The 24,775-nt window shown below is 71.0% G+C and carries 26 protein-coding genes; 13 read left to right on the forward strand and 13 right to left on the reverse strand.

From position 1 onward, the window contains the following. The first annotated feature begins 61 nt into the window (after positions 1–61). Positions 62–904: an alpha/beta fold hydrolase gene (locus tag Q6347_RS00980; protein WP_304606401.1), complete on the forward strand. Its 843-nt coding sequence runs from the start codon at positions 62–64 to the stop codon at positions 902–904. On the opposite strand, the gene Q6347_RS00985 is transcribed toward Q6347_RS00980, so the two are convergent. Continuing rightward, positions 870–1,394: a RidA family protein gene (locus tag Q6347_RS00985; protein ID WP_304606402.1), complete on the reverse strand. Its 525-nt coding sequence runs from the start codon at positions 1,392–1,394 to the stop codon at positions 870–872. The genes Q6347_RS00980 and Q6347_RS00985 overlap by 35 nt on opposite strands. Positions 1,395–1,473: 79 nt before the next feature. On the opposite strand from Q6347_RS00985, the gene Q6347_RS00990 reads away from it, so the two are divergent. After that, on the forward strand, positions 1,474–1,854 hold the full coding sequence (locus tag Q6347_RS00990) for a helix-turn-helix domain-containing protein (RefSeq protein ID WP_171246622.1): 381 nt from the start codon (positions 1,474–1,476) through the stop codon (positions 1,852–1,854). Between the two features lie 116 nt (positions 1,855–1,970). Beyond that, a complete protein-coding gene (locus tag Q6347_RS00995; protein WP_304606403.1) occupies positions 1,971–2,990 on the forward strand; it encodes a bile acid:sodium symporter family protein in 1,020 nt (339 codons plus the stop codon). Positions 2,991–3,021: 31 nt separating this feature from the next. Here the strand turns inward: Q6347_RS00995 and Q6347_RS01000 are convergent, their stop codons facing one another. Then, the gene (locus Q6347_RS01000) at positions 3,022–3,705 is read right to left on the reverse strand and encodes a type 1 glutamine amidotransferase domain-containing protein (RefSeq protein WP_304606404.1); all 684 of its coding nucleotides are present in this window, start codon (positions 3,703–3,705) and stop codon (positions 3,022–3,024) included. A 150-nt stretch (positions 3,706–3,855) separates the two neighbouring features. On the opposite strand from Q6347_RS01000, the gene Q6347_RS01005 reads away from it, so the two are divergent. Next, a complete protein-coding gene (locus Q6347_RS01005) occupies positions 3,856–4,674 on the forward strand; it encodes an alpha/beta fold hydrolase (protein WP_304606405.1) in 819 nt (272 codons plus the stop codon). Beyond that, positions 4,671–5,723, forward strand: a complete 1,053-nt coding sequence (locus tag Q6347_RS01010; protein WP_304606406.1) for a S66 peptidase family protein — start codon at positions 4,671–4,673, stop codon at positions 5,721–5,723. The genes Q6347_RS01005 and Q6347_RS01010 overlap by 4 nt, the downstream gene beginning before the upstream one ends. A gap of 67 nt (positions 5,724–5,790) precedes the next feature. Here the strand turns inward: Q6347_RS01010 and Q6347_RS01015 are convergent, their stop codons facing one another. Beyond that, entirely contained in the window at positions 5,791–6,810 is a 1,020-nt protein-coding gene (locus Q6347_RS01015; RefSeq protein WP_304606407.1) for an aldo/keto reductase, read from the reverse strand. A 118-nt stretch (positions 6,811–6,928) separates the two neighbouring features. Between Q6347_RS01015 and Q6347_RS01020 the strand changes: the two genes are divergently transcribed. Next, the gene (locus Q6347_RS01020; protein ID WP_304603025.1) at positions 6,929–7,516 is read left to right on the forward strand and encodes a TetR/AcrR family transcriptional regulator; all 588 of its coding nucleotides are present in this window, start codon (positions 6,929–6,931) and stop codon (positions 7,514–7,516) included. Here Q6347_RS01020 and Q6347_RS01025 read toward each other — a convergent pair. The 7 genes from Q6347_RS01025 to Q6347_RS01055 form a co-directional block, all read right to left on the reverse strand. Continuing rightward, positions 7,513–7,743 carry a hypothetical protein gene (locus Q6347_RS01025; protein ID WP_304606408.1) on the reverse strand — a complete coding sequence of 77 codons (231 nt, stop codon included), beginning with the start codon at positions 7,741–7,743 and terminating at the stop codon, positions 7,513–7,515. The genes Q6347_RS01020 and Q6347_RS01025 overlap by 4 nt on opposite strands. Positions 7,744–7,862: 119 nt before the next feature. Then, positions 7,863–9,047, reverse strand: coding sequence for an AI-2E family transporter (locus Q6347_RS01030; protein WP_304606409.1), 1,185 nt, complete (start codon positions 9,045–9,047; stop codon positions 7,863–7,865). 120 nt (positions 9,048–9,167) lie between these two features. Beyond that, positions 9,168–10,091 (reverse strand): carbohydrate kinase, encoded by a 924-nt coding sequence (locus Q6347_RS01035; RefSeq protein WP_304606410.1) that lies wholly within the window; start codon positions 10,089–10,091, stop codon positions 9,168–9,170. Positions 10,092–10,196: 105 nt separating this feature from the next. Then, positions 10,197–11,141: a carbohydrate ABC transporter permease gene (locus tag Q6347_RS01040; RefSeq protein WP_304606411.1), complete on the reverse strand. Its 945-nt coding sequence runs from the start codon at positions 11,139–11,141 to the stop codon at positions 10,197–10,199. A gap of 17 nt (positions 11,142–11,158) precedes the next feature. After that, positions 11,159–12,028 (reverse strand): carbohydrate ABC transporter permease, encoded by an 870-nt coding sequence (locus Q6347_RS01045; RefSeq protein ID WP_304603018.1) that lies wholly within the window; start codon positions 12,026–12,028, stop codon positions 11,159–11,161. Between the two features lie 80 nt (positions 12,029–12,108). Beyond that, entirely contained in the window at positions 12,109–13,410 is a 1,302-nt protein-coding gene (locus tag Q6347_RS01050) for an ABC transporter substrate-binding protein (protein ID WP_304606412.1), read from the reverse strand. Between the two features lie 97 nt (positions 13,411–13,507). Beyond that, positions 13,508–14,533: a LacI family DNA-binding transcriptional regulator gene (locus Q6347_RS01055; RefSeq protein ID WP_304606413.1), complete on the reverse strand. Its 1,026-nt coding sequence runs from the start codon at positions 14,531–14,533 to the stop codon at positions 13,508–13,510. Between the two features lie 171 nt (positions 14,534–14,704). Between Q6347_RS01055 and Q6347_RS01060 the strand changes: the two genes are divergently transcribed. The 3 genes from Q6347_RS01060 (at position 14,705) to Q6347_RS01070 (ending at position 18,050) form a co-directional block, all read left to right on the forward strand. Continuing rightward, positions 14,705–16,057: a glycoside hydrolase family 172 protein gene (locus Q6347_RS01060; RefSeq protein WP_304606414.1), complete on the forward strand. Its 1,353-nt coding sequence runs from the start codon at positions 14,705–14,707 to the stop codon at positions 16,055–16,057. 1 nt (position 16,058) lies between these two features. Then, on the forward strand, positions 16,059–17,285 hold the full coding sequence (locus Q6347_RS01065; protein WP_304606415.1) for a glycoside hydrolase family 32 protein: 1,227 nt from the start codon (positions 16,059–16,061) through the stop codon (positions 17,283–17,285). Positions 17,286–17,531: 246 nt separating this feature from the next. After that, a complete protein-coding gene (locus Q6347_RS01070) occupies positions 17,532–18,050 on the forward strand; it encodes a hypothetical protein (RefSeq protein WP_304606416.1) in 519 nt (172 codons plus the stop codon). A 2-nt stretch (positions 18,051–18,052) separates the two neighbouring features. On the opposite strand, the gene Q6347_RS01075 is transcribed toward Q6347_RS01070, so the two are convergent. Beyond that, positions 18,053–19,324: an RICIN domain-containing protein gene (locus tag Q6347_RS01075; RefSeq protein ID WP_304606417.1), complete on the reverse strand. Its 1,272-nt coding sequence runs from the start codon at positions 19,322–19,324 to the stop codon at positions 18,053–18,055. Between the two features lie 325 nt (positions 19,325–19,649). On the opposite strand from Q6347_RS01075, the gene Q6347_RS01080 reads away from it, so the two are divergent. Beyond that, positions 19,650–20,243, forward strand: coding sequence for an RNA polymerase sigma factor (locus tag Q6347_RS01080; protein ID WP_304606418.1), 594 nt, complete (start codon positions 19,650–19,652; stop codon positions 20,241–20,243). Further along, the gene (locus tag Q6347_RS01085) at positions 20,240–21,625 is read left to right on the forward strand and encodes a hypothetical protein (protein ID WP_304606419.1); all 1,386 of its coding nucleotides are present in this window, start codon (positions 20,240–20,242) and stop codon (positions 21,623–21,625) included. The genes Q6347_RS01080 and Q6347_RS01085 overlap by 4 nt, the downstream gene beginning before the upstream one ends. Before the next feature lie 62 nt (positions 21,626–21,687). Here Q6347_RS01085 and Q6347_RS01090 read toward each other — a convergent pair whose 3' ends face one another. Beyond that, positions 21,688–22,956 carry a type II toxin-antitoxin system HipA family toxin gene (locus tag Q6347_RS01090; protein ID WP_304606420.1) on the reverse strand — a complete coding sequence of 423 codons (1,269 nt, stop codon included), beginning with the start codon at positions 22,954–22,956 and terminating at the stop codon, positions 21,688–21,690. Further along, a complete protein-coding gene (locus Q6347_RS01095) occupies positions 22,953–23,213 on the reverse strand; it encodes a helix-turn-helix domain-containing protein (RefSeq protein ID WP_304606421.1) in 261 nt (86 codons plus the stop codon). The genes Q6347_RS01090 and Q6347_RS01095 overlap by 4 nt, the downstream gene beginning before the upstream one ends. A gap of 471 nt (positions 23,214–23,684) precedes the next feature. Between Q6347_RS01095 and Q6347_RS01100 the strand changes: the two genes are divergently transcribed. Together Q6347_RS01100 and Q6347_RS01105 are read left to right on the forward strand one after the other, a co-directional pair. Continuing rightward, on the forward strand, positions 23,685–24,470 hold the full coding sequence (locus Q6347_RS01100; RefSeq protein WP_304606422.1) for a DUF2975 domain-containing protein: 786 nt from the start codon (positions 23,685–23,687) through the stop codon (positions 24,468–24,470). Continuing rightward, on the forward strand, positions 24,470–24,706 hold the full coding sequence (locus Q6347_RS01105; protein ID WP_304606423.1) for a helix-turn-helix transcriptional regulator: 237 nt from the start codon (positions 24,470–24,472) through the stop codon (positions 24,704–24,706). The genes Q6347_RS01100 and Q6347_RS01105 overlap by 1 nt, the downstream gene beginning before the upstream one ends. Positions 24,707–24,775: the final 69 nt, after the last annotated feature.

Here is a 24,775-nt window from a genome sequence, read left to right on the forward strand (position 1 = left end):
CTCCAGGTTACGGCCCCCAACGGAGAACGATCGTTCTCCACCATTCGGAGGGAACGCCACCATGGGCTACATCACCGTCAGCCACGAGAACAGCACCGACGTCGAGATCTACTACGAGGACCACGGCACCGGCCAGCCCGTCGTCCTCATCCACGGCTATCCGCTCGACGGCAACAGCTGGGAGCTGCAGGCCCGCGAGCTCGTGGACGCCGGGTACCGCGTCATCACCTACGACCGCCGCGGGTTCGGCCGGTCGAGCAAGGTCGGGGCCGGGTACGACTACGACACGTTCGCCGGGGACCTCGACGCCCTGCTCGAGAACCTCGACCTGCGCGACGTCATCCTCGTGGGCTTCTCGATGGGTACGGGCGAGCTGGCCCGGTACGTGAGGAAGCACGGGCACGACCGGGTCGCCAAGCTGGCGTTCCTCGCCTCGCTGGAGCCGTTCCTCGTCCAGCGCGACGACAACCCGGAGGGTGTGCCGCAGTCGGTCTTCGACGGGATCGCCGCGACGGCCCGAGCCGACCGCTACGCCTGGTTCACGCAGTTCTACCAGGACTTCTACAACCTCGACGAGACCCTCGGCAGCCGGATCTCGGAGGAGGTCGTCCGGGCCAACTGGAACACCGCCGTCGGCTCCGCGCCCGTCGCGGCCTACAGCGTCGTCCCGGCCTGGATCGAGGACTTCCGGCCCGACGTCGAGGCCGTCCGGGCCGCGGCCAAGCCGACGATGATCCTGCACGGGACGAAGGACAACATCCTGCCGATCGACGCCACCGGCCGCCGTTTCCGCGACGCCCTGCCCGAGGCGGAGTACGTCGAGATCGAGGGTGCGCCCCACGGGCTGCTGTGGACGCACGCGTCCGAGGTCAACGAGGCGCTGCTGGAGTTCGTCCGGTCCTGACCAAACACCTCCCGCTGCACGCACGAGTCCCGGCCCGCTCGTGGGTCCCGCCGGGCCGCGGGCGTGGGGGGTGCGGCGGGGCGCCGGCGGGGGGCGCGATGGCCGCGACCTCGACGCGGTGGTCGGGCTGGAACAGGATCTCGACCCCGATGAGCGACGACGGCGGCAGCGGCTGGGGCAGGCCGAGCTCCGCGGCGACGTCCCCGACGGCGGCCAGGAAGTCCTCGATGCGGTCCGGTCGCCATCCGGTCACGTAGAACGTGAGGCGGACGACGTCGGCGAAGCCCGCGCCGCCCCCGGCCAGCCCGACCGCGACGTTGCGCAGCGCGTCCGCGGTCTGGCCGCGGAGGTCGGCGGAGAGCGCCTGCCCGTCGGCGTCACGGCTGACCTGACCGGCCACGTGGACCTGGCGGGTGCCCGTCGCGACGGCGACGTGGTGGTAGGGAACGGGCTGCGTCATGCCCTCGGGCGACACATAGGTGACGGTCATGGGAATCCTCCTGTACTCCGTGATCTGGTTTCTGTAAGGTACCTAGTAGCAGGAAGTCACTACAACGAGACCAGGTTTCATGAACGACACCACGTCACCCGCACCACACCTGACGATCGCCCAGCACCGCCGCGACCTGCTCGACCAGGTCCTCGACAAGTGGTCCCTCGAGATCCTCGAGCTCCTGTGCGAGCAGCCCCTGCGGTTCAACGGGCTCCGTCGGGCCATCCCCGGGGTGACGCAGAAGTCGCTCAGCGCGACGCTGCGGCGGCTCGAGCGCAACGGCATCGTCACGCGGGTCGTGCTGTCGACCCGCCCGGTGGCCGTGGAGTACCGCATCTCGCCCCTGGGCAAGACCCTCCGGGAGCCCGTCGACGCCTTGATCATCTGGGCCGCCGAGAACGCCGACGAGGTCGAGCGCGCGCGGGACGCGTACGACCAGGCGTCGGCGGAGAGCTGAGAGGTCGCGGCGAACGCCTCGCCCTCGTCACGGAGAGGCCGTCGACGTCGGACCAGACGGCCCGTGCACGTCGACGCGTACCGTACGGTCGACGCGACGACCGAGAGGGACCACCTGTGACACGACGATCCAAGCTGTGGCGCGGGGTACGCCAGCGGGTCGACCCGTTCGTCGTCGCCATCGTCCTCGCGCTCCTGATCGGGGTCGTCGTCCCCGTCCCGGACGGCGCGCGGGGAGTGCTCGACGTCGTCACCGACGTCGCGATCGCCCTGCTGTTCCTGCTCTACGGGGCACGGCTGCCGACGCGGGAGATCTGGCGGTCGCTGACCGACTGGCGCCTGCAGGGATCGCTGCTCGTCGCGACGTTCGTCGTGTTCCCGCTCGTCGGGCTCGGCGTCTCCGCGGCCGTCGGCCCGGTCGTCGGCCAGGGCATCGCCGTCGGGCTGCTCTGCGTCTCGCTCCTACCGTCCACGGTGAACTCCGCCGTCGCGTTCACGTCCGTGGCACGCGGCGACGTCGCCGGAGCGATCTGCGGGGCGACCGTGTCGAACGTCGTCGGCATGGTCGCCACTCCCCTGCTGGTCCTCGGTCTGATGAGCGGAGCGGTCGCCGGTGACGGCGCCGTCGGGGCGGACGGTCTGCAGACCGTGCTGCTGCAGCTCCTCGCGCCGCTGGTGCTCGGTCAGCTCCTCCAGCCCTGGGTGGGCGGGCTCGTGCGGCGGCACAAGGCCGTCACCACGGCCGTGGACCGCGGGACGATCCTGCTCATCGTGTTCACGGCCATCAGCGGCGCCACCGCCGAGGGCATCTGGGCGGACATGACCGTGGGGGTCGTGCTCGTGCTCGTCGGGTCCGCCGGGGTGCTGCTGGCCGTCATGCTGGCCCTCACGTGGTGGGGCGGCCGGGCGCTGGGGCTGCCGCGCGACCAGCGGGTCACGCTGCTGCTCGTCGGGGGGATGAAGTCGCTGGCCACGGGCCTGCCGATGGCCTCGGCGCTGCTGCCCGCCGCGACGCTCGCCGTCGTCGTCGTGCCCCTGGTCGTCTTCCACCAGCTCCAGCTCGTGGTCTGCTCCGTGCTGGCCCGCCGGCTCGGGCAGGAGCCCGTGCCCGCCGAGGCCGGGGCTGGGCGGGGATGAGCCGGTGGGTGCCGGGGGTTCCTGCTGAGCCTCAGAGCAGCTCGGCGACCTTCTCGGCGGTCTTCTTCGCGGAGCCGGGGTTCTGGCCTGTGACGAGGCGTCCGTCGGCGACGGTGTACGGAGCGAACGGCAGCGTTGCCTTCTGGTAGCGCGCGCCCCTCTTCTTCGCCTCCTCCTCGACGTTGTACGGCACGAGCTTGTCGACGCGCGCGACCACCTCTTCGGTCCAGGCGAAGCCGGTGACCTGCCGTCCGGCGATGAGGAGGGTGCCGTCGGAGAGCAGCGTGTTGAGCAGGCCGCAGTAGCCGTGGCAGACGGAGGCCACGACGCCGCCCTGCTCCCAGATCTGTCGGGTGATCCGCTGCAGGCCCTCGCTGTCGGGGAAGTCGTACATCACCCCGTGACCGCCGGTGAAGTAGATCGCGTCGTAGTCCGCGGCGTCGATCTCGTCCGGGCCGGCGGTGTGCTCCAGCAGCTCCATCCGGTCCGGGTCGCCGTGCCATGCCTTGGCGGTCTTGTCGTAGGTCGGGAACTTCAGGGACCGCGGTTCCAGGGGCGAGCGCCCGCCCTGCGGGCTGACGATCGTCTGCTCGACGCCGTGCTCGGCGAAGACGTGCCAGGCGTGCGTGAGCTCGGACAGCCACAGTCCGGTCGGGTGCGACGGGTCGTCGTAGTGGCCGACGTTGGTGACCACGTGGAGGATGCGTCGGGTCACGGGTGTGCCTCCAGTCGAGCGGGTGTCGGGACCTGACCATCCAAACCGACGGCGAGGATCGCGGCGACCGCAGCGTGCACGCGCTGCCCCTAGGCTCAGGTGTGCCGCCCTCACACTGCTGCGCGGCGAGGCCGTCGAAAGTCGAGATCGATGCAGACCACCCTGGGAACGAACGGCCGGAGCTCCGGTGAGCCGGCGCCCGTGGTGCTGATCTCCCCGGCGATGGCCATCGGCTCCCGCTACTACCGGCCGGTGGTCGCGGCGTTCGAGGAGGCCGGGTGGGACGCGCGCGCCCTGACCCGTCGCGGCTTCGAGGACCCGTCGGTCACGGCCGGCCGGGGGCTGGACTGGGCCTACCAGGACGAGATCGACGACATCGCGGACGCCGTCGCCGCGGCACGCCGGGAGCGTCCGGACCGTCCCGTCCTGCTGCTCGGCCACAGCCTCGGCGCGCAGCTCGCGGCGGGGTACCTGCTGACCGGCGGCAGAGTGGACGGGCTGATCACCGTCGCCGGAGCCCTGCCCTACCACCGCCACTTCCCGTACGGCGGCCTGCACCTCGTGCTCATGGGAGGCGTGATCGTGCCAACGCTGACGGCCGTCTTCGGGTACCTCCCCCGGCCGGCGTTCGGCGGTCCCGGCGCTCGCACCCTCATGCGCGAGTGGGCGACGATGGCACGGAGCGGACGGCCGCCCTTCCCGACCGCACCACCCATCGCGACGCCGTCGCTCGTCGTCAGCCTCGACGACGACCCGCTGGCACCACGCCGGGCGGTCGAGGCGTTCGCCCGCGACCTGTTCGCACCCGGGACCGTCAACCGCTGGCACTACGCCGACCGCGAGGTGCCCGCCGGAGCCAGCAACGACCACATCCGCTGGGTCCGGTCCCCCGAGCGGGTGGTCTCCGCCGCGGTGGACTGGTGGGCCGGGAATCAGGTTCCCCCGTCGCCCGCACCCACGGCACCATGACGGACATGGAGCTCATATCGCCCCGCAAGCCCGCACCCGGTGACAAGGTCGCCGTCGTCTCGCCGTCGTTCGCGGCACCCGGGTTCGCGCCCGCGGTGCACGAGCAGGCCATGGAGCGGCTCCAGGAGATCACCGGTCTGGTCCCGGTCGAGTACCCGACCACCCGACGCCTCGGCGCGACGCCGCAGGACCGCGCCGCAGACCTCAACACCGCCTTCGGCGACCCCGAGATCCGTGCGGTGCTGGCCACGATCGGCGGCGAGGACCAGATCACCGTGATCCCGCACCTCGAGGCCGACCTGGTGCGCGCCGACCCGAAGCCGTTCCTCGGGTACAGCGACAACACGAACCTGCTGAGCTGGCTGTGGACGCACGGCGTCGCGGGCTACTACGGCGGGTCGACCCAGGTGCACCTCGGGCCCGGGCCGTCCGTCGACCCGGTCCACGCCGCGTCCCTGCGCGCCGCCCTGCTCACCGGTGAACGCCTGGAGATCACCGAACCCGGCGAGGCCGAGGACTTCGGTGTCGACTGGCAGGACCCGGCCGCGCTCACCTCGTTCGGCGACCGCGAACCCACCGAGCCGTGGACGTGGGCGGGGCCCGAGCGGTCCGTCACCGGGCGGACCTGGGGCGGCTGCCTCGAGGTGATCGAGTGGATCCTCACCGCGGGCCGCTTCCCGGCCGACCCTGCCGTCGTCCAAGGCGGCGTGCTGCTGCTCGAGACCTCCGAGGAGCTCCCTCCCGCCCGCGAGGTGGGCTTCGTCGTGCGCTCGCTCGGCGAGCGCGGGCTGCTCGACGCCGTCGACGCCGTCGTCGTCGCGCGTCCGCCGACCACGTCCTTCGAGGTGGAGCTCACGCCGACCGAGCGCGCCGTGAAGCGTGCCGAGCAGCGCGACGTCGTCATCGAGACCGTGCAGCGCTACAACCCGGAGGCCGTGATCGTCGTCGGCGTGCCGTTCGGCCACACCCGGCCGCAGTGGATCCTGCCGTACGGCGGGATGCTCACCGTCGACGGGGCGGAGCGCCGCGTCTGGGCCGACTACGCGTAGGTGACCCGGGGGCGCCCGACTCCTCGGGCGCCCCGGGTCACCTGGTTCGAGGACGGGGCGGTTCAGCTCACCGACGGCGCAGCGCCGCGTCCTGCAACGCCGGCGGGGCGTCGTTCTTCTCGTGCGCAGCCAGGTCGGTGCCGGGCGGGACGATCGCGTCGATCGCGTCGAGCACCTCGGCCGTCAGCACCGTCTCGGCGGCCGCGAGCTGCGAGGCGAGGTGGTCGGGCGTGCGCGGCCCGATCAGGGCGCTGGTGACGCCGGGATGGGCGGTCACGAACCCCAGCGCGAGCTGGATGAGGGTCAGGCCGGCCTCCTCGGCGACGGTCGCGAGCTGCTCGACAGCGTCCATCCGCGCCTGGTTCGCGCGGTCGGCGAGGTCGAACCGCTGGGGCATGAAGGCCGCGCGGTGGGTGGTGACCTCCTGGTCACGGCGCACGGCTCCGGAGAGCCATCCCGACGCCAGCGGACTCCACACCATCACTCCGAGGCCGTACTCCTGAGCCACCGGCAGCACGTCTCGCTCGACGCCACGCTGCAGGATCGAGTAGCTGGGCTGCTCCGTGACGAACCGTCCGGTCTTCGCCTCGGCGGCCGCCCACTGCGCCTGGACCATCCGGTAGGCCGGGTAGGTCGAGGTGCCGAAGTGATGGATCTTCCCGGCCCGCTGCAGGTCCGACAGCGCCGCGAGAGTCTCCTCGTCGCTCGTGGCCGGGTCCCACCGGTGGATCTGGAACAGGTCGACATGGTCGACGCCCAGCCTGCGCAGGCTCGCGTCCAGCGCCGTGGTGAGCCAGCGCCGCGACGCACCCCTCTGGCCAGCTCCGTCGCCCATCGGGAGCCCGGCCTTGGTGGCGAGCACGACGTCGTCGCGGCGGCCGACGAGGGCCTTGCCGAGCAGCTCCTCCGACTCCCCGCCGCTGTAGACGTCGGCGGTGTCGACGAGGTTGATCCCGGCATCCAGCGCGGTGCCGACGAGGGTGTCGACCTCGGCCTGCGTCGTGCCGCCGATCTTCCCGAAGTTCATCGTGCCCAGCGCCAGGCTGCTCACCTGGATGCCGGTGTGCCCGAGCGTGCGGTACTGCATGAGCGTTCTCCTGTCATGAGGATGGTGCGGTGCAGCGGAGGTCTGGCATCATTGAAGCGGAACGCTGCTCCGTTAAATATACGGAGCGATGCTCCGTTTAGCAAGGAGGAGTCCTGTCATGCCCCCCACCCAGTCCGACCGCAGCGAGCCCGTGGCTCCGACCCGGACGCGGCGCTCCGACGCCCGACGCAACGAGCAAGCCCTGCTCGAGGCCGCGGCGCGGGTGTTCGCGGAGTCAGGGATCGACGCCCCGGTGCGGCTCATCGCCGCCGAGGCAGGGGTCGGGATGGGCACCATCTACCGGCACTTCCCCTCCCGTGCCGAGCTCGTCGCCGCCGTCTACCGCCACCAGGTCGACGCGTGCGTCGACCTCGGCGAGACGCTGCTCCAGGACGACTCGTCACGCTTCGCCGCACTCAGCGAGTGGATCGACGCCTTCGTGGACTTCCTGGCGACCAAGCACGGCCTCGCCTCCGTCCGCACCAGCGACGAGTCGGGCAGCGGTCTGCACGACTACTTCCTCGACCGCCTCGTGCCGATCTGCGACCGTCTCCTCGCCGCAGCGCGCGAGGATGGAGAGGTCGCCGTCGACGTCAGCGGCTACGAGCTCATGCGCGGCATCGGCAACCTCTGCCTCTTCGCCGGTGACGACGGCCGCTACGACGCCCGCAAGCTCACCCACCTGCTCCTGGCAGGAATGCGTTAACGGACGCCCGGAGCCGCGACGATCCGGAGGCGCCATCCCAGGACTGCAGCCGCGACCGCCAGGCACAGCCAACCCAGACCGCTGACCAGAGCGCTGTGCGCGGCAACCAGCCGCTCCACCGCGAGCGCACCGCCGTCCGCCGCACCGCCGTACATCGTCGAGACGTACCAGCGGTTGCCCCACCGGAAGCCGTCCGCGATCGCCAGCACACCTGCGACAAGAGCCACGAACCGGGCCGTTCTCCGCACGTGATGCACGAGGTGAAGGTAGCGGGTCCGGCGCCGGGCGGAGGCGCCTGGTCACCGATGTGGGTGGGGCGGCACGGCGCCGGGCACCACCGGCGCCGTCAGACGGTCTCGACCCGCTTCTGCCGGGCGAACTTCGCGGGCAGGTCGGGCCCGTCCCACACCTGGATCGCCCGCCAGATCGACGCGGCGATCGGCACGGCGAGCACCGCGCCGGTGATGCCGACGAGCACCGTCCCGGCCGTCAGCGCGAAAAGGATGACGAGCGGGTGCAGCCTGAGCGTGCGGCCCATGACGATCGGCTGCAGGAAGTTGCCCTCGAGCTGGTTCACACCAACGACGATCGCGACGACGATCAGCGCCTCGACCGGGCCGACGGCGACCAGCGCGACCAGCGCGGCGAGGATGCCCGCCAGGGTCGCACCGACGAGGGGGATGAAGGCGAGCAGGAAGACCAGGACCGACAGCGGGAGCGCCAGGGGGACGCCCACGATCGCGAGGCCGATGCCGATGCCGATCGCGTCGACGGCCGCCACGATCGCCGTCCCCCGGACGTAGTTCCCGAGGGTCTGGATGGTCGCCGCACCGACGCGCCGTCCCCGCTGGTACGCCTCGCCGTCGAACGGCCGCAGCAGGAACTCCCACATCGCCGGGCCGTCCTTCAGGAAGAAGAACAGGACCACGACCATGATGAAGAAGCCCGCGACGAAGTCCGCGGTCTGTGACACCCCCTGGAGCGCACCGGACCCCACCGCGCTGGACTGGAGGAAGTTCACCGCGGAGTCCCGCACCGAGTTGATCTGCTCGGAGGAGATCTGGAACGGCAGGTCCTGGACGTAGGTCTGCAAGGAGTCGAAGCCGTCGAGCGCCTGTTGCTGAAGCTCGTCCCACTGGTCGACGACGGCCCGCACGACGAGCCACAGGACGGCACCGAGGATGGCGAGCAGCGCGATCAGCGCGAGCCACGTCGCGAGGATCGACCGCACCCCGCGGCGGCGCAGCCAGGACACCAGCGGTGAGATCGCCGCGGCGAGGACCAGCGCGATGAGCACCGGGATGACCACCAGGGTCAGCCGGGTGCTCGCGAACACCAGCACGCCGACGAGGGCGATCACCGCGAGCGCCTGCACCGAGCGCGTCGCGACCTTGCCCATGCCGTCGGACCACAGCTTCGACGCACCCAGCGGCTCGGTGACGACCGGCCGGGAGGCCTCGACGTCGGGCACCTCCGGCGGACGGCGGCCGGCCGGGCGGGCACGTCGGGCACGTCGGCCGAAGAGACCCATCGACTTCCTTCCCTCGCTGAACCGGTGGACCCGGACGTGTCGACCGTAGTGCGACCGCCCCGTGACGCGGTGGCGGCGCGCGGGGCGCAGCCCCAGGGACCCGATGGTCGCGCTCCGCCCCTAGGCAGCGAGCTCGTGCCGCCACGGGGGGTTGGCCCCGGCGCGCGCGACGGTCACGGCCGCGACCTCGCCGGCGAACTCCACGATCGGTGCCAGGGTCTCCACCGACACCCCACGCAGCGCTGTACGCGCGTCCGCTCCGAGGGGCACCAGGTCGAGCAGTCCGTGGATCAGCGCACCCATGAACGAGTCGCCGGCACCGATGGTGTCCACCACGTCGACGCTGCGTCCCGGCACCTCTCGGCAGGACTCCCCCGTCAGGAGCACCGAACCCTCGGCCCCCCGTGTGACGACGACGGCCCCGGGCCCGGCGGTCGCCCACCGCCGCAGGACCGTCATCGCGCCCTCGCCGGGATAGAGCCACGCGAGGTCCTCGTCCGAGACCTTGACGACGTCCGCCAGGCCGACGAACTGTTCCACCCGGCCTCGCACCGCCTCGCGGTCGGGGCAGATCGTCGGGCGCACGTTCGGGTCGTACGTGACGAGCGCGGTCTCGCGCGACCGGTGGAGGAGCCGCAACACCGCATCAGCCCCCGGTTCCAGGAGCGTCGCGATGCTGCCGACGTGAACCAGCGGCGCCGTCCCGACGCCGGAGAGGTCCGGTGACCAGCTCAGCGCGAAGTCGTACGTGGCTCCCCCGTCGACGCCCAGGCGAGACGTCGCGACCGACGTCGGGCCCCCGTGCTCGCACCCGGGAGCCAGTACCACTCCCGACGCCGACAACCACTGCTGCACACTGCGGCCCCTGTCGTCCCGACCGAGCTGGGTGGCGAGCCGCGGCCAACGGCCGAGTCGACCGAGCGTGACCGCCACGTTCGCAGGGCTCCCTCCGGGATGCTCCCGGACAGAACCGTCGGCGGCGACGACCTCATCGATCAACGCCTCGCCGACGACCAGGGCGTCGTGGTGCGGAGCGGGGTGCATGAGGCGTTCTCCTTCAGTTCATCGGTCGCAGGGCTTGGCGTCCGGTCCGGTCGGGCTCGCCGCGACGGGCGGTGTCCGGAGAGCCCGGCTCCCGCGTGTGCGCCGTCACCCCTTGACCGCACCCGCCGTCAGACCGGCGATCACGTGTCGCTGCAGCACGGCGTAGATGGCGAGCTGGGGAAGCAGCACCAGCGTCGCCGCGGCCATCATCCCGCCGTAGTTCACGGAGTACTGGCCCTGGAACTTGGACACGGCCAGCGACACCGTCGCCAGGTCCGGGTCGTTGATGAGGACCGACACGAAGGGGAACTCGTTGAACACGTACACGACGTTGAAGATCACGACGGTCGCGAGGATCGGGCGCATGACCGGGAGGACGACGGACCAGCAGATCCGGAAGAGACCGGCGCCGTCGATGATGGCGGCCTCCTCGAGCTCCCCCGGCATACCGCGCAGGAACCCGGTCAGCAGAAGGGTGTTGAAGGGGATGGACACCACGGCGTACGGGAGGATCACGGCGGCGTAGGTGCCGAAGATGCCCAGCGCCAGGTCGAGACGGTAGACCGGGAAGAGCAGCACGTAGACGGGCACCGCGAGCCCCGCCAGGAAGTACAGCAGCAGCGCGGACTGCACGCCGCGTCGCCGGAAGACCATCCGGGTCAGCGCGAAGGACGCCATGAACGAGACGGTCATGCCGATCGTCACCGCGACCGCGGCGATGATGATCGTGTTCTTGTACATCTGCACGAGCGGCAGCGTGGCGATCGCGTCCCGGTAGTTCTCGAGGGTCAGGGTCTGCACCGAGAACGGGTCCGAGAGGATCTGGTCGCTCTGCTGGAAGGACAGCAGGACGATCCAGAGGATGGGCAGCACGACGAGGAAGGTGACCAGGTACGCGATGCCGGCGACGATGATCCGCGTGCGTACCCGTCGGCGGCGCTCGGCGGCGGGCGACCGGGTGGGCCGGTGCTGCTCGCGTCCGCGCCGGCGCTCGGTGGCCGGCACGGGCGGCGGCGCGGTCTCGCGACCGGCGACGGTGGCAGAGGTCATGGGTGCGCTCCGGGAGTTCATGCGGACCGGCCGCGGCGTGCGAGGGCCAGGTAGACGAGCGATGTCAGCGCGCCGAGCACGAGCACGACGACGGCGATCGCCATGCCGGCCCCGTAGCGCTGGCTGGTGAACGTGACGAAGTACATGTAGCTGACCAGGGTCTCGGAGCGGTGGACGGGACCGCCGCCGGTCAGCATGTAGACGAGCTCGAAGATCTTGAAGACGTTCGTGACGAGCAGGATCGACACGATGCCGATGGTCTCGCGCATCATCGGGACGGTGACGTGGAGCAGCTGCTGCCACCGGGTCGCCCCGTCGAGCGAGCTCGCCTCCATCACGTCGTCGGGCAGCTGCTGCAGGCCGGCGTAGAAGATCGTCATGGCGAAGCCGATGCTCGCCCAGCTGAAGACGAGGGCGATGGAGTACGGGGTGAGCGAGTCGCCGCCGATCCACTGGATCTCGGGGATGCCGAGCGGCACGAGCAGCCGGTTGAGCAGTCCGACCCGCGGGTCGAGGATGAACACCCAGACGAGACCGACGAGGATCGGCGCCACGATGGCCGGTCCGAACAGGAGTGCCCGGAGCGCTCCTGCGGCCCGGATCCTCTGCTGCATCAGCAGCGCCAGGGCGAAGGAGGCCGGCACCAGGAAGGCCACGCTGACCACGAGGATGATGACGGTGTTCTTCAGGGAGAGCCAGAAGAACGGGTCGTCGCCCAGCGCGGCGTAGTTGTCGAGCCCGACGAGCCGGGGAGCGCTGAAGCCCTGCGCGTCGGTGAGGCTGTAGCCGACGCCGTACAGCACCGGATAGGCGAAGAACAGGGTGAACAGGACCACCGCGGGCAGCACCATCACCGCGATCCTCCACCGCGAGCTGAGCCAGATCATGACGGTCGTTCCTTGTCTCGACGATGCTGCGGGTTCGGTCAGGGACGCGGGTGCGCCGCTCGGCGGCGCACCCGCGTGCCTCACTCGGCGTCGAGCGCTCGCTGCACGAGCGCGGCGGCTTCCTCGGGGGTGAGCTGGTCCTGGATGACGCCGTAGATCGAGTCGTAGATGGCGTTCGACACGGCGACCGGGAACACGAGGTCCGGCTGGGTCCCGGGCGTCGACACGCCCTCCTCCCGAGCGGCGTCGAGAGCCGACTTCAGGACCGACTGCTCCTCCTCGTCGAGCTCCGGCTCGTAGGTCGTGACGGGCGGCTGACCGTTGTCGACCATGAGCTGCTGCGCCTCGTCGCTGTAGTAGAAGCCGAGGAACCGCTCGACGGCGTCAAGCTTGGCCTCGTCCTCACCGACCTTCTTCGCGACGACGAGGGGGGCGGAGGCCACGTTCATGATGATGTTCTGCTCGCCGACGCCGTCGGCGAACGTCGGGCCCTTCCAGAAGGTGGTGTGCGGCGCGACCTCGGAGTCCTGGATCGCCCCCGCGGCCCAGACACCCGCGTCGAGGAAGGCCGCCTCGCCCTGGAGGAACTGGTCCACCGCCTGCTGGTAGGTCTGGGTGGACACGTTGCTGGAGAACGCCCCGGCGTCGCGCAGCTCGGCGATGTGCTCGTACATCCGCACGAAGTCGGGGTTCTCCCACGACTCCGATCCGTCGAGCAGGCCGTCCATCCTCTCCTCGAACCCGAAGCGGTCCAGCCACACGAGGAACTGCCAGACGCTGAACGCCGACTGGCTCGCGCCGTTCGAGATCGTCACGACGTCCTCGTCGGCCAGCGTCTCGGCGACCTGGAGCAGCTCGTCGAACGTGGTCGGCGTCGACAGGCCGTGGTCGGAGAGGACCTGGGTGTTGGTCCACAGGCCGGTCAGGAGGCCCTGGTAGGGCACGCCGAAGACCGTGCCGTCCGACGTGAAGTACTCGACGGTGGTCGCGGGCAGGCTGTCGATGACGCCCTGCTCCTCCAGGATCGGCTGCAGGTCCAGCAACCGGTCGCCGGCGAGCATCTCCTCGGCGTTCGACTTGTAGACCCAGAAGACGTCGGGGAGCGTGTCGCTCTGCGCGGCGATGGACAGCGACTGCAGGTGCTCGGCGACCGGCTGGCCGCTGACCTCGACGTCGACGTCCGGGTTGGCGCTCTCGAAGGCCTCCACGATCGCCCAGGTGGCGGGGTCGGCGGTCTTCACGTCGGGGTTCTGCATGGAGAGCGTGATGGTCGTGGGGCCGCCCTGCTCGGCGTCACTCGCCTGGGAGCAGGCGGCGAGCGGCAGGAGCACGGCGAGTGTCACCGCGGCGGCGACGGGGCGGCGGAAAGGGTAGCCAGGCATGTCTCGTCCTTCGTTGGGTGAGGCCCGGGGGCGGATACGGCTAAGCGAAACGTTTGCGCGAATCGTTTGCGAGGTTACGCGCGCCGCTCGACGGCTGTCAAGAGATGGGTGGCGCGTCAACTTCCGGGACACGGTAGTCCTCGGTCGACTCCCGCAGCTCGAGGCGTTGGTTGAGCCGGAGCGTGCGCGGGCTCGCCTCCGGGGACGCGATCCGGTCCATCAGCAACGAGACCGCAGCCTCGCCCATCTCGAACGCCGGCTGCCGCACCGTCGTGATCGTGGGTCGGAACAGGTCCGAGTGGCTGAACCCGTCGAACGCGGCGAACGCGATCTGCTCGGGCGTCGCGATCCCCGCGTCGCGCAGACATTCGAGACCGACGACCGCCAGCGGCGTGCTGCAGGCGATGACACAGGTCGCGCCGCCGGAGCGGAGGGCGGCCGCCACGTGGGCGCGGACCGACGCGGTGTCGACGGCGTCGACGATCGTCTGCTCGCCGAGCTCGGAGTCGGGGGTGGCGTCGCGGAAGCCCTGCCGGCGCTCGGCGAGCGTGGGGACCCGCTGGTCGCCGGCCACCAGCAGGAAGCGTCGGTGGCCCGCTCCGCGCAGGTGCGTCACGAGGCGGCGCATGGTCTCGCGGTTGTCCGCCCCCACCTGGTCGTGCGGCGAACCGTCGAAAACACGGTCGAGCAGGACGACGGGCCGGGCGTCGTCGGCGCCGAGCCGGGTGCCGACGGCGCGCCCCGAGCCCGCGCAGTGGGCCAGGATCAGCCCGTCCACGCGGCGCGCCAGGAGCGTGCTCACCGCGCGTTCCTCGCGTTCCGGGTCCTCGGCCGAGTTGGCGAGCACCAGGGTCAGCCCGCGTGCCGCCGCGGCGTGCTCCACCCCGTGGACCATCTCCGCGAAGGCAGGCTCGCCGGCGTCGGAGACGACCAGCCCGATGCTGTCCGTCCGTGACCGGCGCATGGCGCGAGCCACGGCGTCCTGGCGGTAGCCGGTCTTCTCGATCGCGGCCGCCACCCGCTTGCGGGTCGCCGGTCGGACCGGCCGCGTCCCGTTGAGCACGTGCGAGACGGTCGACGTGGACACCCCGGCCATGCGGGCGACTTCGACGATGGTCGCCATCGACCACTCCAATCAAACATTTTCCTGGTCGGCCCCACCGGTCGCGGAGCCTGTACCTACAGGCTTTTCAGTCCTTGCGCGCAGGATACGCGTCGTCTACGCTGCGAATCCAGGCACGCAAACGTTTCGATGCGTTCTTCCTGGTCACAGAGTCGTCGCGAAAGGACAGTCATGACCCCCACCCCCGCCCCCGGTGGGCTCCTCGGAGACCTCACCCGAGCCCGACCGGGACGCAGCGCCCGGGCGTCCAGCTTCGACCAGACGGGTCGCAACCGCGACAACTGGATCGTGATGCCCGGCGAGGAACGCGTCCTCGCCGACCTCGAGGGGCCCGGGTTCATCACGCACATCTGGATGACCCAGTCCTGCCGCGTCCAGCCGGGTCCCGGTCAGATCGCTCCCGACGTCGTCGGCGTCCCGATGCTCGAGATCCACAACGCCCTCGGGGTCAGCTGGGAGGTCGTCGACCCGGACTACTACCGGAAGATCCTGCTGAAGATCTACTGGGACGACCAGGAGACACCGAGCGTCATCGCGCCGCTCGGCGACTTCTTCGGTCTGATGAACTCCCTCTCGGGCAGCTACGACTCCCTGCCGCTGTCGGTGTCCGCCAAGGAGCCCGAGCTGCACAGCTTCGGCGGCAGCGCGGCGTTCAACAGCTACTTCCGGATGCCCTTCGGCAAGCGCGCCCGCGTCGTCGTCGAGAACCAGAACGACATCCCGTACCTGCAGTACTTCTACATCGACTACGAGCTCTCGCCGGAACCGCTGCCGGCCGACACGGTGTACTTCCACGCCCACTGGCGCCGTGCCCTGCCCAACCGCGGGTGGGGTCCGGACCTGCAGACCAACAGCATCGAGACGACGGTGGCCAACCTCGACGGTGCGGACAACTACGTCGCGCTGGAGACCGAGGGCCGCGGGCACTACGTGGGCTGCAACCTCGCCGTCCGCCACTTCCAGGGATCCTGGTGGGGCGAGGGCGACGACATGATCTTCATCGACGACGACACGTGGCCGCCGAGCCTGCACGGCACCGGCATGGAGGACTACTTCGGTCACGCCTGGGGCATGCAGCGCAACGCCTACCTGTTCAACGGGACGATCGTCCACGAGGAGGACGTGCCCGGATTCCACCACAGCTACCGGTTCCACCTCGTCGACCCGATCCGCTTCGAGAAGCGGATCAAGGTGACGTTCGAGCACGGTCACGGCAACCACCTGTCCGACGACTGGTCCTCGACGGCGTACTGGTACCAGACGCTCCCCTCGCCCGTCCTCACCGTGCCCGAGGTGGAGGAGCGGCTGCCGCTGCGACCCGTCGACCGGGTCATCGAGGCGCCGCTGCCGCCCCTGACCGACGAGCAGGAGGCCGCCCGCCGGGCCGCGTCCGACCGGATGGAGCGGTTCGTCGTCGAACGTGACGCGCTGCGCGCGGAGCGCCGTCGTGAGGTCGACGACTGGGAACGCGGGAACCTCGACCAGGCGCGCGCCGTCCGCCGCGCCTACGACGGGGGGCGATGAGATGCGACCGCACCTGCACTTCACCGCGGAGTCCGGCTGGATCAACGACCCGCACGGCCTCACCTGGCACGACGGCGCATACCACCTCTTCCACCAGTTCGTGCCAGACAGCATGGAGTGGGCGCCGAACTGCCACTGGGGACACGCCGTCGGCCGCGACCTGCTCACCTGGGAGCGTCGTCCGGTGGCGATCGCGCCGGGTGACGGGGACGACGGCATCTGGACCGGGAGCCTCGTCGCCGAGGACGGCACGGCGCGCATCCTGTACACCTCGGTGGTCCAGCCGGACATCGGGATCGGGCGGGTCCGCGTCGCCGTACCCACCGACGACACCTGGGACGGGTGGACCAAGGGCGACGTCCTGGTCGAGGCGCCCGACGACCTCGACCTCATCGCCTACCGCGACCCGTTCGTCCTGCGCGAGGGCGACGGCTGGCGCATGTTCGTGGGCGCCGCGGACCGCGCCGGCACGGCCATGGCGCTGACCTACACCTCGACGGACCTGACCGACTGGGCCTACGACGGCGTGGCCGCGTCCCGCTCGACCGACGAGCGCTCACCGGTCTGGATGGGGGCGCTGTGGGAGTGCCCGCAGTTCTTCGAGGTCGACGGTCGCTGGGTCATGGTGAGCTCGATCTGGGACGACGACGTGCTGCACTACGCCGGCTATGCGATCGGTTCATACGCCGATGGTCGCTTCGAGGCCGACACCTGGGGCCGGCTCAGCTTCGGTGACAGCTACTACGCACCGTCCTTCTTCCGGGACCGTGACGGTCGCCCGTGCCTGATGTTCTGGATGCGAGGCGTGCGTGACGACGACGCAGGATGGAGCAGCTGCCTGAGCGTTCCCCATGTCCTGTCCGTCGTCGGCGAGCGCCTCGTCGCCACCCCGCACCCCGACCTCGACGCACGACGCGGGCGGGAGGCCGTGGACGGCGACCAGGTGATCGACGCGGAGTGGGCGCCGCACCCTGGAGGGGATCGTCTCGTGCTCACCGCCGGGGACCTGGAGAGCGCCGCCGTCTCCGCCGCCGACGGCGTCGTCCGGCTCGACCGGCCGGGGTGCAAGACCACCGAGATGCCGTGGACGGGCGGGGCGCTCCGCGTCGTCGTCGACGGACCGACGATCGAGATCTCGTCGCTCGACGGAGTGCTCGGTGGACCCATCACGCCCCTGAGCACGGTGCTGCCGGTGGCCGGGGAGCTGCGCGCCTGGAAGGTCGATTGACGGTCCGGTTCTCCTGAGCCCCCAGGCACGCAGGATGACATCCGCTCTGCTGCCGCCGACGGCGGGCCCCGCGGCTGCGAGGGCCCGCCGTCGTACACCGCGCCGAGTCCGCCCCGCTCTGCGATGCCACCGACGGGTTCCGCCCCACGCCAGCGTCGACGCCCCGGGGGGTGTGGGCTCCCCGACTGTGCCTACGCTGTCGCGATCGGCGCGCGACGGGGCGGCCGGCGTCGGACAGGAGCCGTCATGGCACGCAGCAGCGAACAGCAGTCCACGCGCACGCAGTCCCGGTACGACCGCACTCTCCGCACGCGGCTGCGCGTCGCCGACGTCGCGGCGTGGCTGCGGTCCGGCGGGATCCAGCTCGTGTGGCTGCTGGTGCTCGCCGCCGGCGCCGCCATCCCCCTCACGCAAGCGGTCGCCCCCGACGGCCAGAGGTGGATCATCCCGACACTGGGCTTCCTTGTCGTCGTGGGTGCGGGCGTCGAGAGGATCTTCAGCCGCACGACGCCCGCCGCCGTCGCGCTCGACGTCCTGCGCCGCGAGCTCGCACGGGAACATCGCCTGCACCTGACCACCGCGGGGGCCTACGCCGGCGCGCCCGACCCGGACCGCTTGTACGTGGAACGCGTGGAGGCGCACATCGCCACCTACGACGGCCGCATGACCGACTACCGCGCGCACCAGCTCGAGCCGGAGCGACCCGGGGGCGTCGGACCCTCGGGCCGTCCCCCGGAGGACGGTTGGTCCCGGGAGGGGACCTGATCTCAGTCGAACGCGGGACGCACGTCCGTGACGACCCACCGCCGCGACGCCTGCGCGGTGTTCTCCCGGGTGACGACGCCGTAGTCGTACGACGGCGTTGCGTGCGCGTCGAGGATGCGGCCCGAGCTGACCTGCTGGATCCGGAACGCGTCACCGTCGGGAAGCAACCGCCACCGACGAGAGGCCTGGTTGCCCGGCCCCGGCCCACCGCGGGTGCAGGCTCGGAAGTCCTGGGAAGCGTCCTGGTGCGCGTCGAGGTACCGACCGTTGCTGAGCTGCTGGATCCACACCGACCCGTCGCCCACCTCCGTGAGCACCCAGTGCCGCGAGGCGATGCGCGCGTCCCTGCCCCGCGTGACGGCGATGAAGTCGCCGGAGCGGTAGGCGTCCAGCGTCCGGCCGACGCTCTGCTGGTCGATGCTGACGATCCGCGCGGTCGGGTCGGCCATCGTCCTGACGAGCTGGTCGTAGTAGCCCGGCACCGTGGTCTCGAGGTCGAAGGGCTGCAACGCGATGCTCGGCTTCTCGCGGGTGCCGGACACACCGCCCGTGACGACGACGTCGAACCCGCGGGCACCCGTCAGGACCGTCGTCCAGGGAGCGACCTTGGAGTCCGCCGCGATCGAGACGAGCCCCGCGCCCGAGACGACCAGGCCTGCGCCGAACACGAGCGCGGCACCTCCGGTGGCCACGGTCAGGGCCACCCCTGCCGCCGCGATGGTCCAGCCCGTGATCGCCTTGCCGTTGTGGTCGATGCTGTTCAGCTCGCTCGGCTTCTCGTCGACGCTGAACGCCGGCAGGATCGTGAGGTCGTGGTCGCCCGCCTCGGAGAGCGAGAACCAGTCGAAGTCGCCGGCTGCCAGGTTGTTGCGCACCTGCTGCAGCACGTTCCCCCACGAGATGCCCACGTGGACCGGGATGTTCGCCTCGTTCACCACGAGCAGGCGCCTGACCGCTCCGGGGGCGGGCGGGAACGGCTTCACCTCGCGCCGCTCGCCCGGTTGACCCGAGAGCGGCATCTCCGTGGCACGTCCGCGGGCGTGGACGGAGGTACCCGTGACGATCAGGTCGACGCCGGTCTTCACCACGTCGTCGTACCGTGACGTCGTGCCGTTCTTGATCTCGAGCCGCACCTGCCCGAACGCGTTGTCGCTCCATGCGGCGGCGCTGCGCGCACCGATCCACCCGTCCGCGAGCCCTGACACCCGGACCAGGTCATCGGGCCTGAACACGCGCCAGTACAGCCTCGTGTCCGTCTGATTCTCGATCTTCATGGCGACCACCCCGTTCGGAGGACCCTGCTGCGGCACACGCCCGCGTCGTCGCGGTGGAGCCTCTCCTTCCGGGCCGGCCACTTGAGGCTATGTCCAGATCCACCCGCACGCCCTGGGGACACCGCGGGCCGTGCGGTGCCGCCCGGGGGCGATGCCCGCGTTCGCCCGATGACCGACACCCGAGACGGCCGGCAGCACCTCGGCGAGGCCGACGGCGCAATGAGCGTCCGTCCGCGTGGGAGTGCGTCCGCCGTGCCCCGTGACGATCACGCATCGGGTGTCGCGACCTGACGTAAGTCTCGAGGGTGCGGGGACAGTACGTGGTGTGAGCACCTCCGACGACGATGCCGGCCAGGGTCCGCCGGACGACGATGCCGCCGCGCGGCTCGCCGCGCTGTGGACCGACCACGCCGTACGGGTCCACGCCTACCTGCTGCGGCACACCGACCCCGACACCGCCCAGGACCTGTTGTCCGAGACGTTCCTGGTCGCCTGGCGCCGCGTGGACGACGTGCCCGAGGACGCTCTGCCCTGGCTGCTGGTCGTGGCCCGCAACCAGCGACGCAGCACCGCCCGCGCGCACGTGCGCCGCCGTCGGCTCGACGACGAGCTGACCCGCCTGCAGGCCGCCGCCCCTGCGGACGACACCCCCGAGCACCTCGCCACCGAACGCGACACCCTGCTCCGCGCCCTGGCCATCCTGACCGAGCGCGAACGCGAGGCCATCCTGCTCGTCGCCTGGGACGGACTGACCCCCACCCAGGCCGCCGACGTCGCCGGCTGCTCCACCGCCGCGCTGCACGTCCGCCTGCACCGGGCCCGACGCCGCCTCAAAGCCGCCGTCGACGACCCCGACACCGCCACCCGCTCCACCGCTCGCCCTGCGAGCGCCCCCGCGTCCTCGAGGAGGTCGGCATGAGCACCCACGACATCGACGCCCGCCTGACCCGCCTCGCCCCCACCACCTCCCCCGACCCCGAACGGTTCGCGGCGGCCCGCGCCGCCCTGGACGCAGGGCTGGCGACACCTGAGCGCTCGACGCCGGCCGGCCACGCCATGTCTGGGTCGGGACCGGGCACCGAGACGGGCGCCCACGAGGTGTACCTCGAGGAGCGACAGGTCGACGTCATCACCCCGCTCGACGCCAGGCAGCTCGCCCGGCGCCGTCGCGGTCGGCGCTGGACGCTGGCCGCGGCGGTGGCCGGCGTGGTCGCCGTGGCCGGCACCGCGGTCGTGCTGTCCCCGGTCGGGCAGGACGTCGTCCCGGCGTGGCTGTCTTCCACCGACGAGTCGTGCGCCGATCGCATCGACGCGACGATGGCGCCCACCGAGGTGCCGGCCGGGCTCACCTGGCACGCCGTCTCCGACGGGGCGGACGGCGATGCCGGATGGACGGTCGTTGTCGGCGACGACCGCTTCGCCGGAGTGTGCCTCGACCTCGCCGGCGGGTCGACGAGCACGCTCTCGACCACCCACCTTCCCGATGTCGACGTCGACGCGGGAGACGTGCTGCCCGTCGATGTCCTGACCGAGAACGGGGCGTTCGTGTGGGGTGTCGCCGGGGGCGAGGTGAGCAGCGTCGTCGTGGAGGCTGCCTGGTCCCGCGAGGAGGGGAGCGGCAATCTGCAAGGCGACTCGGGCGCTGTGGTCGAGGCCGAAGTGTCGGACGAGGGGTACTGGTCGACCTATCTCACAGGCGATGAGATCCCTGACGGGGCCGAGGTCACTCTGGAGTGGTCCCTCGCCGACGGCAGCTCGAAGAGCCTCTCGCTCAATGACGCCTGGCCGGGTGTGGACGAGTGGAACCCCATCGCGGCGTCCCGCCGTGCCGAGTGCCGTTCAGGCAGGGACTGGCGAACTGGCGAACTCGTTGACCCGGTCCTCGAGGAGCGGCGCGGAGAGTGGGGACTGGTCGTCTACGCCAACGTCGACGACCACCGGATGAGCGCGTGCATCCAGGCAGCGGACCCGCCCTATGAGCGGCTCGCCTACCTTTCCTCCTCCGGACAGACGCTGGAACCTGCTGACAACGAGGCCTGGGCCGTGAGCGCCGGCGGCTCCAGCGTGCAGCAGGTCGCTGTCGGCGTCGCCGGCGACGACGTCGAGCTCGTCCGGGTCACCACCGCTGCCGGAGACGTGCTGGGGGCAGACGTGTCGAACGGCTACTGGGCCGTCTGGGGCCCCGGCGAGTCAAGCAGCCCGGGCACAGACCCGGCCGAGCTCTGGCAGGACACGACGGTCCAGTGGCAGCTCACGGACGGCTCGAGCAGCCTCGCCGGCCCGCTGTTCCCGGACGGCTGATGCCGCTCGATCAGCGAGGCGCGGCATCCGGCGTCCGGCGTCCGGCCGTGTCGCCGCAGGGGTCAATGCCTCAGCTGGTCCAGCGTGGTGGCACACAGGGCCCCCACCCGCTCGATCAGGCGCACACCGAACTCGTCCTCGGCGTGTGACTGCGCGCTGACGACCTGCTCGAGCGAGGACGGAAGTCGTTCGGCGAGGCCGGCCACGATCTCGCGCATCTGCCTCGGGCTGAAGCGCGCGAGGCGCGCCATGCGGTCCCAGTGGCGTCCGGCGACGGCACCGAAGATCCGGTGCCCGCCGATCGACATCGCCGAGCGGTCCATCTCGGCATCGGCTTCGGTGGCTTCGTACGGCAGCCCGGAGACGACGTCGTACAGGGGCGCGAGGCGTACCTGGGAGCCCGCCAGGAGAACGGAGTAGTTCTTGGCGTGCGCGTCGGGCGCGCCGATCAGGTAGTTGAACGCGACCGCCGTCAGGAACGCTCGCACGTCACTTTCGGGTCGCGTGCTCCGGTCTCGCAACAGCTCCGCGATCCGCGCGACGCCGGGCCCGCCGGACGCCTCGTACTTCCTGCGGGGGAACACCGACAGCGCCTGGCACATGTCTTCCTGGTGCAGGCGGACGACCTGATCGCCGGACCGGCGCCGGTCGTAGCGGGCGATCACGAGGGCCGGCTGGCCGGCGAACGCGGTGTACTCGGTGGCGACGGCTTCCAGCCCGCACGCGGCGGCCACCCGCAGGCACAGGTGCTCGTTCAGGGCCTGGTCGCGGTAGCCGCTGACGCCGGGCTTGACGATGTGGGTGGAGGGTGAGGCTCCTTCAGGTTCGCTCCAGCGACCCTCCCGGGAGCGGGTGAGCGTGAACTTGCCCTGGGCTCCGGCCAGGGACCACCGTTCGCCGGACACCACCCAGGACGTGTCATCCGTGCGCAGCGCGGCCAGCCGGGAGGCGATGTCCTCCTGGGACAGTGCCCTCAGGTGCGTCGGGCGTGTCAGCGCCTCCTCGACGCCCTCCGGAGGGACGAACTGCACAGCGCCGGCGCAGTCCAGCCCCATGTGCTCCAACAGGGCGAAGGAGTTGGTCGCCGACACGCCCCATCGGTCCGCCCAGCGCTCACGGACGTCCAGGCCGTCGGGCAGGAGACCCGCCATGTAGGCGTCGACGGGCTTGCCGGCGTGAACCTCCAGCACCGTCGGCATCGACATCGACACCGGGGTCGCATCCGGGCCGGTGTAGCCCGGCTCGTAGGTCAGGTGATGGCGCCCGTGGGCGTCCTGCGTCGCGGTGGCGACCTGCCGACCGTAGAGCAGCACCGCCAGCTCCCGGGTCACAGCGGCTCGGTCTCCGTCTCGAGGACGTCCAGGGAGAAGGTCTGGGCGGGGCCCCGCTCGAGGCGCAGCTGCAGCCCGAGCGCCTTGACCATCGCCAGGACCTTGCCCAGCTCGCCGTTCGGGTGCCCCCGCTCGATGAGCCCGACGGTCGGTCGGGAGACGCCCGACCGTCGGGCCAGCTCCTGCTGCGTCCAACCCGCCGCACGACGGGCGGCGCGCAGCTGGGCGCCGATGCCCGCAGCGCTCGTCCCGTCCATGTCTGTCAAGGTACGCCTACATTGTGGAATGTCAAGGAACCACGTCATGGCGGAAAGTCCGCGTACCCCGTCATCGCGGTACGACGCGGTTCTCCCGGCGGTCGCGAGGCCCTCTCGGATCAGGAGGGCGTCGGCGTTGCTTGTCAGGCCGCCGCCTCCCAGCCTGCGAGCGCCGCGCTCATGTTCGCGCTCGGGTGGCTTGCGGCCGCCCCCGCCGGGACCACGGCGGCAACAGCCCTGATCCTCGACGCGTCGTCCTCCTGGTCGCGGGTGGCGCCGTCGCGGACCGCGTCGGCGCGTGACGTCTCCCCCTCACCGGGGAGACGACGCTGCTCGTGCTGACGGCCGCGGTCTGGGGGTTGGGCGCCCGCCCCGGTGGCTTCGTGGCGGCGGGCACCATATTGATTCACGATGCGATAGCATCGCGTTGCGGTAAGACAATATTGTGAAACGATATGAACGGGGGAGTTGATGGTCCGACAACGACGCCCTTTCCAGATCGGAGCCTGGGTCACCCTGGCAGCAGCCGTCGTCACCGCGGCCCTGACCGTCCTGGTGGCGGTGACCGGTGTCCTTGCGCTGACGGGCAAGGCGACCTATCCGGCGGACTACAGCCTGGGTGCGCTGCAGTTCCAGGACACGATCTCGGTCCAGGTGATGGACGTGTCACCGGTGTGCCAGGAGTTCGACATCTACCAGCTTGACCCGAACGAGTACCCGGGTGACGGCAGCTTCTGCTACAAGTTCGTCCAGGACGGTGGTGAACAGCTCATCCGCGACGGCGTCGTGCATCAGGAGCCGAGTCTCCGGCCGACGCAAGCCGTGCTCACCGGGGAGGTGCAGCTGACCACGACGGGCGGCTGGAACTCCTGGGTGGCGGCTCAGGTCGTCAAGAAGGTGATCCTCTGGACGGTGGTCACCGTGTGGCTCGTCCTGCTGTGGCGGCTGCTCGCATCGGCGGCCGCGGGCAACGGGTTCAGCACGCGGACCGTGCGCTACCTGCGTGCCCTGGGCTGGCTGACGATCGCCAGTGCCGCGCTGGCACCGGCGCTGGAGCACTTCACGAGCATGTACGTGGTCGACGGAATCCATTTCGTCTCGTACGGGATGCCGTCGCTCCAACCGTGGAGCACCTATGGCGGCTATCCGGACGGCGTCGACCTCGTCCAGGTCTCCCTCGGCGGCCTGGTACTCCTCGTGGCCGAGGTCTTCCGGCACGGTGCCTCCATCGAGGACGAACGCAGGCTGACGGTCTGATGGCGATCGTGATCCGTCTCGACCGGATGCTCCTCGAGCGCAGGATGACCCTGACCGAGCTCGCCGACCGCATCGGGATCACCGTGGCGAACTTGTCCATCCTCAAGACGGGCAAGGCCAAGGCGGTCCGGCTCGCAACCCTCGAGGCCATCTGCCGCGAGCTCGACTGCCAGCCGGGCGACCTCCTCGAGTACGTCCACGATCTTCCCCCGGAGGACGGCGACGCCTCTCGCTAGGGCCGCTCGAACGGTGACAGCGCCCTCGACACCCACGCGCAGGCGGCGGTGGCGGCGATCGCCGCGGTC

This window comes from Isoptericola sp. b408 (assembly GCF_030588085.1).
In the GTDB taxonomy this organism is placed as follows: Bacteria; Actinomycetota; Actinomycetes; order Actinomycetales; family Cellulomonadaceae; genus Isoptericola; species Isoptericola sediminis.